At 34.0% G+C, this 13,484-nt stretch carries 15 protein-coding genes and 2 pseudogenes; 3 read left to right on the top strand and 14 right to left on the bottom strand.

The window, feature by feature from the left end:
• Window positions 1–159: 159 nt before the first annotated feature.
• Window positions 160–783, bottom strand: a complete 624-nt coding sequence (locus tag HMPREF3134_RS02010) for a nitroreductase family protein (RefSeq protein WP_053036205.1) — start codon at window positions 781–783, stop codon at window positions 160–162.
• 366 nt (window positions 784–1,149) lie between these two features.
• Between HMPREF3134_RS02010 and HMPREF3134_RS02005 the strand changes: the two genes are divergently transcribed.
• A complete protein-coding gene (locus HMPREF3134_RS02005; protein ID WP_053036206.1) occupies window positions 1,150–2,559 on the top strand; it encodes an amino acid permease in 1,410 nt (469 codons plus the stop codon).
• 98 nt (window positions 2,560–2,657) lie between these two features.
• Here HMPREF3134_RS02005 and HMPREF3134_RS02000 read toward each other — a convergent pair whose 3' ends face one another.
• Window positions 2,658–3,320, bottom strand: coding sequence for an ABC transporter ATP-binding protein (locus HMPREF3134_RS02000; RefSeq protein WP_053036207.1), 663 nt, complete (start codon window positions 3,318–3,320; stop codon window positions 2,658–2,660).
• 12 nt (window positions 3,321–3,332) lie between these two features.
• The gene (locus tag HMPREF3134_RS01995) at window positions 3,333–4,382 is read right to left on the bottom strand and encodes an ABC transporter permease (RefSeq protein WP_053036208.1); all 1,050 of its coding nucleotides are present in this window, start codon (window positions 4,380–4,382) and stop codon (window positions 3,333–3,335) included.
• Between the two features lie 193 nt (window positions 4,383–4,575).
• On the opposite strand from HMPREF3134_RS01995, the gene HMPREF3134_RS12340 reads away from it, so the two are divergent.
• Entirely contained in the window at window positions 4,576–4,863 is a 288-nt protein-coding gene (locus HMPREF3134_RS12340; protein WP_053036209.1) for a LysR family transcriptional regulator, read from the top strand.
• A complete protein-coding gene (locus tag HMPREF3134_RS12335; RefSeq protein ID WP_080363941.1) occupies window positions 4,854–5,177 on the top strand; it encodes a LysR substrate-binding domain-containing protein in 324 nt (107 codons plus the stop codon). Before HMPREF3134_RS12340 ends, HMPREF3134_RS12335 begins: the two co-directional genes overlap by 10 nt.
• Here HMPREF3134_RS12335 and HMPREF3134_RS11905 read toward each other — a convergent pair.
• The 11 genes and pseudogenes from HMPREF3134_RS11905 to HMPREF3134_RS01935 all read right to left on the bottom strand — a co-directional run.
• Window positions 5,159–5,248 (bottom strand): annotated as a pseudogene (locus HMPREF3134_RS11905) (NAD(P)-dependent oxidoreductase); the annotation flags it as partial. The gene HMPREF3134_RS12335 and the pseudogene HMPREF3134_RS11905 overlap by 19 nt on opposite strands.
• Window positions 5,249–5,374: 126 nt before the next feature.
• Entirely contained in the window at window positions 5,375–5,803 is a 429-nt protein-coding gene (locus HMPREF3134_RS01980; protein ID WP_053036211.1) for an Rrf2 family transcriptional regulator, read from the bottom strand.
• A gap of 170 nt (window positions 5,804–5,973) precedes the next feature.
• Window positions 5,974–6,990 carry a hemolysin family protein gene (locus tag HMPREF3134_RS01975; protein WP_053036212.1) on the bottom strand — a complete coding sequence of 339 codons (1,017 nt, stop codon included), beginning with the start codon at window positions 6,988–6,990 and terminating at the stop codon, window positions 5,974–5,976.
• A gap of 157 nt (window positions 6,991–7,147) precedes the next feature.
• Window positions 7,148–7,579 carry a 6-pyruvoyl trahydropterin synthase family protein gene (locus HMPREF3134_RS01970; RefSeq protein WP_053036213.1) on the bottom strand — a complete coding sequence of 144 codons (432 nt, stop codon included), beginning with the start codon at window positions 7,577–7,579 and terminating at the stop codon, window positions 7,148–7,150.
• A gap of 347 nt (window positions 7,580–7,926) precedes the next feature.
• Complete coding sequence (locus HMPREF3134_RS01965) at window positions 7,927–8,589, bottom strand: patatin-like phospholipase family protein (RefSeq protein WP_256262259.1); 663 nt, start codon at window positions 8,587–8,589, stop codon at window positions 7,927–7,929.
• Window positions 8,590–8,788: 199 nt separating this feature from the next.
• Entirely contained in the window at window positions 8,789–9,013 is a 225-nt protein-coding gene (locus HMPREF3134_RS01960) for a hypothetical protein (protein ID WP_011274482.1), read from the bottom strand.
• Between the two features lie 154 nt (window positions 9,014–9,167).
• Window positions 9,168–10,340 (bottom strand): annotated as a pseudogene (locus HMPREF3134_RS01955) (YbfB/YjiJ family MFS transporter).
• Window positions 10,341–10,398: 58 nt separating this feature from the next.
• Window positions 10,399–11,034 (bottom strand): ABC transporter ATP-binding protein, encoded by a 636-nt coding sequence (locus HMPREF3134_RS01950; RefSeq protein WP_053036214.1) that lies wholly within the window; start codon window positions 11,032–11,034, stop codon window positions 10,399–10,401.
• On the bottom strand, window positions 11,027–11,794 hold the full coding sequence (locus tag HMPREF3134_RS01945) for an ATP-binding cassette domain-containing protein (RefSeq protein ID WP_053036215.1): 768 nt from the start codon (window positions 11,792–11,794) through the stop codon (window positions 11,027–11,029). The genes HMPREF3134_RS01950 and HMPREF3134_RS01945 overlap by 8 nt, the downstream gene beginning before the upstream one ends.
• Window positions 11,761–12,528 carry an ABC transporter permease gene (locus HMPREF3134_RS01940; protein ID WP_070440383.1) on the bottom strand — a complete coding sequence of 256 codons (768 nt, stop codon included), beginning with the start codon at window positions 12,526–12,528 and terminating at the stop codon, window positions 11,761–11,763. Before HMPREF3134_RS01940 ends, HMPREF3134_RS01945 begins: the two co-directional genes overlap by 34 nt.
• Entirely contained in the window at window positions 12,528–13,484 is a 957-nt protein-coding gene (locus HMPREF3134_RS01935; protein WP_053036217.1) for an ABC transporter permease, read from the bottom strand. Before HMPREF3134_RS01935 ends, HMPREF3134_RS01940 begins: the two co-directional genes overlap by 1 nt.

Below are 13,484 nucleotides of genomic sequence, written 5' to 3'. Positions count from 1 at the left end.
GCACTGACTCTATACATCTCTTCATTAAAAAAGCGAAACAGTATTCATAATGAACACACTGTTCCGCCCCACCGCATGAGTGACTTTAACTAAAAAACTTGATATAAGCGTCTTATCTTTTCAGTCAGTTACGCGTTTTTTCATTATTAAATTGAAGTATTATTTATAATCGATTACACGATCAACTGGCATTCTAAATGATGTGTGTGCCTCTTTAGCTTTCTTGCCTATTGCGACAATCATCACTGGAACATAACGTTCTAAATCATAGCCAAACGCTTTACCGATTTCTTCATGTTCAAAGCCACCAATTGGATTTGTATCATAACCGTGTTGTTTAGCAACTAACATCAATTGCATAGCAGCTAAGCTACTGTCTACTTTAACAATGTCATTCATTGATTGGCGTGTGCGATTTTTATAATTTTCTAAGATAATCGGTAACATTTGTTCTTTAACTTCTTGTGGCATGTGACCATTGACAACCGCTTGTTCATAAATATATTCGCCTTCTTCATAGCATTGTAAATCCCCAAAAATAACAATCATTGCTGATGATGTATCATTTTGGTTTGTATTAAATTGAATTAATGGACGCAATTTAGCTTTCGCTTCATCACTTTCAACCACAACAAAACGCCAAGGTTGCATATTCACTGATGAAGGTGCTTTCGTTGCTTTTGCAATCATTTCATTCATTTCTTCATGAGGAATTTTATAAGCTGGGTCGAAACCTTTAACTGATTTACGACCTTCTAATATTTCATTAAAATCATTAAGCATGATTAGCCTACTTTCTATCTTTTTTCTATAGTTATAATTTAAATGCAATTCACAAATATGTACAATTATATGTTTTTAAAAACTTTATATTTTAGACAGTAGGCAGTCTTAATTATAGGTATTATAGTCAAAGAAATGCCTATTTCACGCATGATGATGACATCATACACCTCTCTTATTTACACTTACTATTAATACGAAAATTTGTATAATTCATTGATTAAAAATTAATAAATAGGGTATCATTAATTTTAACAAAAAAAATTAATTACATAATTTAATACAATTAATTAACTAATCATACAGAGTATTCGTAGTCAGTCATAATTTTAAGTCACATATATACTCATGAAGGGGACGAACATTATGGCAGATAAACTGCAAAGGGAATTAAGCAATAGGCATATACAACTTATTGCAATTGGTGGTGCGATTGGTACCGGATTATTCCTAGGTGCAGGTGAATCCATTCACTTAGCAGGTCCATCGATTTTACTTACTTATATTATCGTTGGTTTCGTATTATTTATGTTTATGCGAGCAATGGGAGAAATCTTATTGTCTAATCTAGGATTTAAATCATTTGGTGATATTGCCCATCATCATATTGGTCCAATGGCAGGCTTTATGGTCGGTTGGACATACTGGCTAACTTGGATTATTTCAGGTATGGCTGAAGTAACAGCCGTTGCTAAATACGTTGAATTTTGGTATCCAGCAATACCTAACTGGTTAACAGTTGCATTTACGATTCTTGTACTTGTAGGTATGAACTTATTTAGCGCCAAATTATTTGGTGAACTTGAATTCTGGTTATCACTAATTAAAGTTATTACGATTATCGCATTAATTGTTGTAGGTATTGTTATGGTCATCTTTGCAATGAAGACTGATTATGGTACAGCAAGTGTAGCGAATATTTGGAGTCATGGTGGATTCTTCCCTAATGGCATATCTGGATTCTCAATGGCATTCCAAATGGCAATCTTCTCATTTATTGGTATTGAGTTAATCGGTATCACTGCAGGGGAAACTAAAAATCCATATAAAACGATTCCTCAAGCAATTAACAATGTACCTTTCCGTATATTAATATTCTACATTGGTTCATTAGCTGTTATTATGTCAGTTGTACCTTGGAATCAATTAGATCCTGCGGAAAGTCCATATGTAAAATTATTTGGTTTGGTTGGTATTCCATTCGCAGCGGGAATCATTAACTTTGTAGTTTTAACAGCGGCTGCATCTTCATGTAATAGTGGTATCTTCGCTAACAGTCGTACACTATTCGGTTTAGCTGGAAGAAAGCAAGGTCCACCATTCTTACATAAGACGAATAAACATGGTGTTCCATATTACGCTATCTTACTTACTTGTGGTTTATTAAGTATTGCGATTATTTTAAACGCAGTATTTAAAGATGCTACGAAGGTATTCGTTCAAATCACAACGTTCTCAACAGTACTCAATATTATGATTTGGACATGTATTATGATTGCGTATCTAGGTTTCGTGAAGAGAAACCCTGAATTACACAAAGATAGTAAATTTAAAATGCCTGGTGGCAAATACATGGCATATGCCATTCTTGCCTTCTTTGCATTTATCTTTATCGTTTTACTTATTAATAGTACGACACGTTTTGCAGTACTATTCGCACCAGTTTGGGCAATCGTACTTGTCATCATGTATCAAAAGTATCGAAAAGAATCTGAAAAAGCGACAATCGCTATGGAAGATGAAAAAGATTTAGAAAGAGAATTAAAAGATAAATAGATATTAATTAACTTTATCTAGTAATATCAAGTCACATAATTAACTCCCTCAAAGTAGCCATGATTTTCAAAGCTTACTTGGAGGGAGTTTTATTTTAATTATTTTTCTTTTAAACGTCCATCTTCCATATGGAAGACTTTATCACAGAACTTGGTTAATCGTTCATCATGTGTAACGATAATACATGTTTTACGACGTTGTTTAGATTGTTCTTTTAAGATTTCCATAACTGCCATCGCATTTTCAGTATCGAGCGATGCAGTTGGCTCATCAGCTAAAATAATAGAAGGCTGTGTATAAATTGCCTTAGCAATCGCGACACGTTGTTTTTGTCCTCCTGACACTTCAGAGGGTAATTTGTTCTCAATTTCTTTTAAGCCTAAATCGTTCAACAATTTATCATATTCTTCAGTACTTAACACATCTTTTTTATAACTCTTCAATAAATGGAATTGTTGTTTGACTGTTAAGAATGGGACTAAGTTCGTCGCTTGTAATATAAAGCCAATTTCTTTCATTCTCATTTTAGCTAATTGCTTCTGACTCATTTTTGAGATTTTATTATCATTAATATATATTTCACCGGATGTTGGTGTTTGTAACGCACCAGCCATTGTTAAGAACGTACTCTTACCGGAACCGGAAGGGCCAACAATAGCTATAAGTTCACCTTTTTCAAAAGATAAAGATGTCGGTTTAACTGCTTCAATTGTATGATTACCATCTTGGAATTCTTTAGTCACTTCATCAAATTTTAACATGGTGGCACCTCCTTACCCGATCGCCTTGAGTGGGTCTATTTTTCTAATGGATAATACTGAGAATAAGCTACCAACAAGAGATGTTAGTATTAAAACGATACCAAAGATAATGAGTGTACCGATATTAAATTGGACAGGTACCGCTTCAGGTAAGACTAAACTTGTCAGTAATGTCAGTATTAAGCCAATCAAAGTACCGATTAAGGCTAATATAAAGGTTTGTGCTAACACCATCTTCATTAAGAACCCATTCGTAAATCCTTGAGCTTTTAGTACTCCGAATAAATTCTTTTTCTGCAACGTGATGACATATAAGAATACGCCAATGACTGTGGCAGAAATAACAAATAAGAATGTAATCATAAAGTTCATTGTTAAGTTTTGTGGTTTGTAGCCTGGTAGGTTCTCTACAAAGTCATCTATTCCTATAACTTCTAAATCTTTATCAACATTTTTATCTTTCCAATTACTGTCTTTTACAACTACAGCATTGGTTTTATCTGATGATAATGCTGGATTAATTTTTTCAATCGTTTTGTCATTTGCGAAAATAACAGGAGAAGCATTATATTTAGCACTTTCTGATACGCCAACGATATGTAGTTTCTCATCAGATTGAGATAGCGTGATGGTGTCACCAACCTTAAATCCTTTGTCTTTCAATGATTGATCGATCACGACATCATTATCTTTATTAAATTTTTTGCCTTCCTCAATCATTGGAATCAGGAATGAGTTTGATGTTACGCCAAAGAGTAATGCATTCTCTTCACTATCTCCGTTCGATGCAATAACGCCAATTTGTTTTAACGGTGCTTCTTCTTTAAATTTGCCTTCAACGTCAGACAATTTAAAGACAGATTGTTGAACCGTTTGGTTGGCATCTTTATTTAAAACAATCACATCTGCTTTCCATTTCTTGATGCCTTCAGTGTTCATATTAATTAAACCACTTGCTAACCCGGATAGTAAAAAGAGTAAGTAACTAATTAATACTAAAATGCCTATAATTAATCCGAATTTAAGCTTGTTGCGTTTAATTTCGTTCCATGCAAGAAACATTTAATTCCCTCCTTTATGTGTATTATTAACAAGTATAGCAATACTTATATTAAAAATTACAATGAATTAAACTATTTAAATATTAGTCATATTGAACATCATAAGAAAGTTCTACAAATTGGTTATATTGTGTCACGGCTGTTAAATTCAATTGAACTTGGTCAGCAATATCATTAAAAAGGGGGACATCGATATGACCTATAAAAATAAAATTCAATATTTAGAAGCCATTCAACGTTACGGCAGTATTTCACATGCAGCCAAACACCTTTATATTTCTCAACCCTATTTAAGACGTTATATTAAAGACGTTGAGAATAACTTAGGTGTGACATTAATTAACCGAGACAGCAACCCGCTAGAACTTACGTATTCAGCTGAGCGATTTCTAGATTATTTACATGAAATTGAGGATATTGATACTCAAATGCGTGATGAATTGCAGACAATTTCTAATTTGAAAAAGGGCGTATCCGTATAGGTGTTAATCCTATTTTAGCTACACATACGCTTTATAGTATCTTGCCAAAGTTTATAGAACATTACCCGGGCGTGGAGATTGAATTAGTAGAAGAAGTGGCACATCGAATTGAACAAATTGTTTCCGATCAAAAAGTGGATATAGGTGTGACGATATTACCGTTATATACCGAAGATTTATCTTATGATATTTTATACACAGAAAATGTATATTTAGCGTTACCTCCTGGACATCAGCTTATCGAACAAGCTAAAGCACACGCTGACGATGGTCAATTTCCATTTCATTTGTTAGATAATGCAGTGACTTCATGACCATGTGCTTGTGCTTCTGTTAATACTTTATTTCCAACTTTACCTGTTGCTCCGATAATACCAATTTTCATGATTTATTCCTCCACATTTTTATATTTGTGGTGATGTCAGTCAATTAGGTCGTTGTGAGGCAGCTTCATTATCGCACTTGTACTTGTAACCATAATAGTTACATGTAAGATATAACGGATGACGACTTATCCGTTTCGTTGCAAGATGTCTGTAACAATATCATCCATTGTGACATTAGCCAAGACACCTTCCATCGCATCTTGTGCACGTAAGAGAATGATTTCAAGCACACTCTGGATATTGGCACCTACAACACAATTTACATTCGTGTCTTCATGCATTTGGAATAATTCGCCTTCGTCAACGACTTCCACCGCTTGATACAAATCAAGTAATGTAATGTCTGTTAAAGGCTTTCTCAGTTGAATGCCACCACTCCCTTGCTGTGTTTCGATTAAATTCGCTTGCTTTAATTTACCTACTAATCTTCTAATTACTACAGCATTAGTGTTCACACTACTAGCAATCCAAGAGGACGTTAATGGTTGCGACTGTTCAACTTTGACTAATGCTAGAATATGCACAGCCACAGTGAAACGACTACTAATTTTCAATCTTCTCACCTCATGTAACCATTATAGTTACAAGTTAATTTATAAGTCAATGTTTTTGAATTTAATTAATTTTGGTTTTAAAAAAGACCCAATCATCAAGATTTTCAAAATCTCAATAATAGGGTCATAATAAGACATAATAATATTAATTATATAAGACTAAATTCACATTAATTATATTCATCTTCGATATCGCCAACGATTTCTTCAAGAATATTTTCTAAAGTAATGATTCCCTTGAAATCAGCGTCATTATAAACTGCTGCGATATGCACTTTTCTCTTTTTCATCATTTCTAATATGTGTTTCAATGGTGTATTCATTTTAACGTTAATAATTGGATTAACGAACGTCTCTAGTTTAGATGGTTGTTCCACGTTGAACAATGATTTGGAATGTATGAAACCAACAATTTGATCATCTTTAACAGCTGGATATCTTGTAAACGCATCTATTTTAATTTGTTGAATTGCATCATCAAAACTCGTATTTAAGTTTAGCGTTTTAACATGTTTTTCATCAATCATAATATCTTTTGCGACTAAATCATCAAACTTAAATGCTTGGTTAATATGATGTAACTCACTATCATTAATTTCGCCACCTTCATGGCTATCGTGGATTAATTGTTTCAGTTCTTCCTCAGAATGGAAGACTTCACTTTCTTTAGCAAGTTTCATATTGAACATTTTTAATATCAAACGTGCTGCACCATTTAATATCCAAATAAATGGATACATTATTTTATAGAAAAAGATAATCGGTTTCGCAAAAAGCAATGTAATATATTCTGCCTTTTGGATAGCAATCGTCTTAGGTGCCATTTCACCTACAACAACGTGTAAAAATGTCGCGATAACAAATGCGCCACCAATTGTGAATGGATGTATCCAAGCTTCAGGAATACCAATACTGCTGAATAAAGGATGTAATATAAATTCAAATGTAGATTCTCCTACCATACCGATACCTAGTGCGGTAATGGTAATACCTAATTGACAGGCAGCTAAGTATTCATCAAGATGATCGACAACCTTTTTTGCGGCAATCGCTTTCTTCTCACCTGCATTAGACAATTGTGCAATTCTTGTTTCTCTGACTTTAACAATAGCGAACTCTGTCGCCACGAAAAAAGCCGTTAGGACTAATAATAATATAAAAGTAATAAGACTAAGTGCGGTCCCCAAATATGTTCCTCCAAAATAAAAAATTGTAGACTTGCTACTATACTAATTATATCAATAATACATATATAATCAAAATATTTAAATTTTAATTACTTATATAAATAGTGCTTAATTCAAAAGGCAAAATTGAGGACTCTTCTTTTTTATAAGTAGTGACTTAAGGCTTCATAATGGAACGATTTAGACTTACCCCATGGCGGTCAGTCTCAAATAGCTGTAACGCATACATACAATGTTCACCTGGAAGATGTTGTTCAAATTCGTCCCAAATCCACATTGCAATATTTTCAGCAGTCGTATTCATATCAGGCAACGTTTCATTAATGAGTTGATGATTTAATTTAGGTTCAATCACTTTATTATAAATCGCATCTACTTCGTTAAAATCTAATCCAAGACCATAATCACCAATTGGTGAAAGTATGTCTACATACAAGCGATATGAATGATTATGCAAATCTCGAAATATATCTTCACCAAAATAAATTCGATTGTCACATTTAAAATCATATTGTTGTTTTAACACAGTTCGGCCCTCTCTATATTTAAATTGATTGGGTGGTTGAATATGATCGAAACGATTATGCATTGTTCATGCTCCTCTCTTTTACATTTAATACTATTGCCCAAATATCTTCTAAATATTGTTACTAATTAAGAACCTAATAAAAAACATTGGAAATCGCAACGTCCACACAAGAAATTGTTTAATTTAAGCATACTAATCGTCGTTCATTCCAAATTCGAACATCGTTTATAATATCACTTTTATTCATTCCAAAAGTTTCTAATTATCTCTACATCTTCAAGTGCCTGAGTTTCTCCAGCTTTGAAAATGTCAGGTCGAATTGATGGATCTACTGGATTACCGCCTAGTTCATTTAATTTATCAAATACTGCTTTACTAGGTGCAATTAATTTAACTTTCGCGCCACTTTATTCGAGTTCTTTAATGGCATCTTCTAATTTATATGGCGTTGAAATAGGAAGATTCGTCGCAAGAATAAGTACTTTCTTAGCACCTATAGCTAAATCTGCATTCTCCATGGAATGACATCCACCATCAAAATGTTTGTCACCATCAATCGTCGTAGCCGGCCAAACACCTGGTAACGAAACGCTTGAAGCCATAGCTTTATGTAAGTTCACTTGACTATCAGACGTTAGTGCGACACGCTCTGCCTTACGCGCATTAATAGCAGTAATCATTAAATTGGATGGCCATTCAGTACCTTTAATTCTATGTTCTAAGCGAGTAATATGTACGCTCTCATTATATTTATGATCTTCTAGAGCGTAGACACTATAATTCTCAATCCATTCTTTAGGTGAATTCGAATGCTCTTGTATTTGAGCATATCTTTCGAAGATACCTGACATATCTTTAACTGGCGGCGTTTCATTAGATTTAGGCGCAATTTGCTCATCATAAATGACATCAAAACTCTTGTCAGATGTTAAACCTGTAGCAGCTTGCGCGCCACCCGATGTACTTATCATTAAATCTGCATGACGAACATCTATACCTTGATTAGATAATGTTAACAGATAGCATAACTCCCAACCTATGGCTAGCGAACCACCACCGCCAAGTACAATTTCATATTCTTAATTGTCTTTTTATAATTATTCAAGAACTTAATGTTCCAGCCTCTACAAATATATATTAGCAGTAGTTGACTGGTGGGCGAGGCCCCCAACAAAGTGAATTTCATAAAGAAATTCTGCAAGCTAGGCAAGCTGGGGGTACAATGAAATAAATATTATTTCTGACCTACTCCCCGACCGATAATTCATATTAATCTAAATAATTTTCAGCATGCTCAAGACCGAAATGTTCATCTTTAGCTTTTTCTTTTTCATATTCTTCTTGAGAGATTTGTGTAATACTTTCAACTGCATAACTTACTTTTTTCGCAAATTGTTCAACTTCTTCTTCATTTTTAGCTAATACAAATACTGTTAAGATATTATCATCAACAATATCTTTATAATGTTGATAACGTAATTTATAAATATTCATGTGACAATCCCCCTATAAATTAAAAACCTCATGCCGTTTCATTTTTCATGAAAGGTTTAATTAGTAAAATATGCCCTATTTTTATTACTTCCAAACTTCTATATTGCTTACGATTTTAAAAATTCTTAATTAAACCATGTATTTCAACATGTTCTTATTTATATGCATTAAATCTATAGCTTATTACACTAAATATGAAACCTAGTATAAGTAATATCATTGCGAAGGTTAACGCCAACTGATAATTATTTGAATCTCCGATGAGTAATCCCGCAATCATTGACGCTATCATTTGTCCGACACTATAAATGACTGTTAATAACGATATAAGATTTAACTTTTGATTTGTATGATACATAAGTTCTTGGCTTTTCGACATAAATAATGTTGTTAAACCTAAGAAGGTTGCACCAAATAGCATCGACGCAATGATTAATCCTAGCATATGATGTGAAAAGATAGGCAACCCTACACTAATAATTTGTAATATTAATTCACTATATATCGCCTTTTTGTACCCAAACTTTTCAGCAAATAATGACCAAATTAACGTGGCCGGCATTGCACCTAGACCTACAAACATCCAACGTAATGCAGCGTAATCTGCGTATGCAGGTATAGTCTTAATAAGTGCGACTAAAAATGTACCTGTAACTATATAGCCCGCTCCCTCAAAAAAATAGGCAATAGAGAATGGAATAATAAATGCACGATTTAATGCCTTCTCTGGATTCTGCTTTGATGACGTCGTATGTATAGAGATTGAAGGGTTGTTCTTCATACTGGTTAGTATAATGATACCTGCCATTAAAGCCACAACACCTAATATAATCCATGTTGCTTTCCAAGTCTGAGCTTGCGTATAAAGAAATATAAAAATACTACTAGAAAATATTCCTATTCCTACTGCACTATATAAAATTCCCGAAATACTTTGTTTATTAGCCATTCTTAATGCTTCTAACGCCACATTAGATGCTAAAACAAAGATCGTACCACTCGTTATCCCGGCAATTATTCGCAGTACTGACCAGATAAGAAAATGCTATGAAAGTCCCATAAAAATAACAGAAATCACATTAATCATGACATATAACTTTAAATCAAAGACTTTAGATTTTATCGTAATAAACATAGACATGATAGCATCAATTAGATAACCTAAGTAATTGAATGTCGCTAACAGGCCTGCATTTTGGTTATTCATCGAGGTATCTTGTTGCATAAATGGCAAAATTGGCGTATATGCAAAACGGCTAATTGACATTGCAATCATTAATGCCAGCATGCTTAATACCAATTGTTTATAAGCTTGTTTAGGTATCATAAAAAACCTCCCATCCAGTATGTACCAGTAAGTATATACCTTATCAGGAGGTTTGACTCTAATTATTCAATTGTTTGAGTTGTAACTGAACGCCTTTAAAGCGACTCAAGACGTACGCATCATGTGTAATAATGATTAATTGCGTTTGCTTTAACGTAATTAACATTTGAAGTATTTCTTCCTCGTTAATCACATCTAAGTTTGTCGTTGCTTCATCTAATATCAATATCTCTGGCTCTAGAATTAGTGCCTTCGCTATCCATACACGTTGAAATTGCCCACCACTTAGCGTCGAAATGCTTTGATTAAGTATGCTTTGTGGTAACTTGCATTGTCTAAGTACCGCTTCTATTCTTGATGTGTAACTCTGCTTATCAAATTTGTAATTCTTAAGTGGTTCTAATAGCGTAGATAATACAGTTTTGCGCTGGTTTAATGTGTCACGTTGATACTGAGGCACATATTGGATGTGTTTCATCCATTCTTTTGCCGTATATGACTTACGCAATTGCCCATTAAAGTATAAGTCACCTTGATAATTCATATCTAATCCGGCGATAATCTTGGCTAACGTAGACTTACCGCAGCCACTTTCACCACTTATAAGTAAATGTTGGTCACTAATTGCACATGATATATCTTTGAAGATAAGTTTCCCATCAATGTATTTAGTTAATCTTTCAATTTTAAGCATAGGCCTGTCTCCGATGTGCGATAGTAATTAAATTTTTCGTATAGCTATGTGTGGGGTTAGCTAAAATGGATGATGCCTCACCACTTTCAATCAATTGACCTTGCTGCATAATACTAATATGAGTGGCATAATCCTTAACTAAGTTAATATCATGTGTAATAAAGACAATTGTCATTTGATAATGTTCCTGTGCCTTAATCAAATAGTGCATAAACTTTTTAACATTCTCTTGATCTAGCGCACTCGTCGGTTCATCTAAAAATAAGTGATCCGGACGTCTAATTAATGACATTATAAAGGCTACACGTTGTGCCATACCTCCACTAAGTTCGAAGGGATATCGTTTAAGTAATTGTTCACCTTGATTTAAACCGAGTAATTGCATTTTATCTAAGACGTCTTCCTTGATATCTTGTTTAGATAGTTGTGAATGGTTAGCTTCATAAATATATTGGAAATGTTTAGCCAAGGTCACGTTTTGAAACATATTACTTTGAACATCTTGAAAAACGGCATCCGCCTTATTTAAATCAATCTTGATATCTCCTTGATAGCTTAGTTGTGATGGTTTCATTCCAAGAATAGTTCTCGTCAATAATGACTTCCCACTACCACTCTCACCTATAATGCAATGAAATTCACCTTTATTTATTATCAAATTCACATCGTTTAACAATGACCGATTATGATCTAAGATGGATAATTGATTGACTTTAACTACAGTATTCATTGCGTTATTTTTTTGTTGATCATTTGACATAATAAGGCGAAACCTCCTAACAATACACCAGGGAAGAAGAAGAGCCAAGGTGCACCATTAAAATAACTTTTCCCGTCAAAGAGAATGGTTCCTAACTCGGGCGTCGGTGGTTTAATACCTAGACCTAAAAAGGCAAGTCCAGATATACTTAGCATCATTTTGCCAAAGTCAGCCGTGACCAAAGCAAATATATTACTTAGTAAATGCGGAATCACGTGTACCACTGTCGTTCTAAATGTTGAGTTACCACTTAGCCTTGCATAACTGACAAAGGGACGTTTTTGAATATCTCGTGTTAAATTTCTGAAATAACGTAAATAACGGCCTATCCATCCAATCGTTAGGGCAAGTATCAAACCTAGCATTGAATTACTTACTAAGCTTAAGATGACTAATGCAATAATAAACGAAGGAATTGCCAATAGCATATCAGCAATAAACATGATGATTTGGTCTAACCATTTTCTTTCTATACCTGCAATTAACCCAAAGACCAGTCCAATGCAAACACTTAACAGAATTACCACGCTAGTTAAGCTTAATGTGACTAGGCTACCTACAATCAGTCTAACAAAGAAATCTCTGCCTAATTGATCCGTGCCTAACCAATGTTGGCTATTAGGTGATTGAAGTGGGTCCAAGTTTTGTGTGTCTTGCATAAAGCAATATACAATTAGCACAAACATCACACTTAACACTGTACTTATGGCGATGTAAGTTTGATATTTTTTCATCACGACACACCTCTTTTCTCATGGGCTTGGCGTTTGGTATGTCGTCGTCGAAGTCTAGGTTCATTGTTTAAAATGATAATGTCGCCTAAATAATTAATGAACATAATTAAGACGATGATAAAGACCACAATACCTTGAATAAGTGGATAATCTCGTTGATTGATAGCATTAATTAATAATTTCCCTATACCAGACATGCTGAAGATTACTTCAAGTATGACTACTTTTCCTATTAAATGAATCACACTGTTAATTGAAATGGTCATGAGTGGTGCAAATATCTCTTTAATCTGGACAATGATACGCGCCTTTAATGAGTAATGTCTTAACTGAGCAAGTTGATACGCATCATTATCTAATGTTTGCGCAATAAGGTGCGATGTCATCAATAAGATATGACATCCTTCTATAACAACAATGGTGAAGATGGGTAGCACGAAATGTTGCCAAGAATCGCTACCTACAAAAGGTAGCAACTGCCAACGTACTCCTAAATAATATATAAACAAAATGGCTAACCAATATTCCGGCATAGAAGTCATCACTTGAGCGAATCCACGAATACCATTCGCGTATCGAGTATGTGGGCGCGTCCCAATAAAATAACCAACCATATAACCCAATGGCAACATAATACAACTTGAAACAACGATTAATATTAATGTTGGAATGACGGCCTCCATAATCATAGTTGTTACTGGCTCATTTGTACTAAAGCTGTATCCCAAGTTACCAGTAAGTGCATGTCCAATCCAATCGATATATCTTAATAAAAAATGCTGGCCCAAACCAAGTTTATGTTGTGCTGCTTCAATATTTTCCTGGGTAATCGACGTATAACCATGACGTTGTAAGTATAATATCGCTGGATTACCTGATGTCTTCTCGACTAAAACGAATATAATAAACGAACTCACGATTAAGTAAAGTATTAATTTTATTGTTCGTTTAAGCAT

The organism is Staphylococcus sp. HMSC14D10, assembly GCF_001808125.1.
Classification (GTDB): Bacteria; Bacillota; Bacilli; order Staphylococcales; family Staphylococcaceae; genus Staphylococcus; species Staphylococcus haemolyticus.
This window is presented reverse-complemented; position numbering and strand designations above follow the sequence as displayed.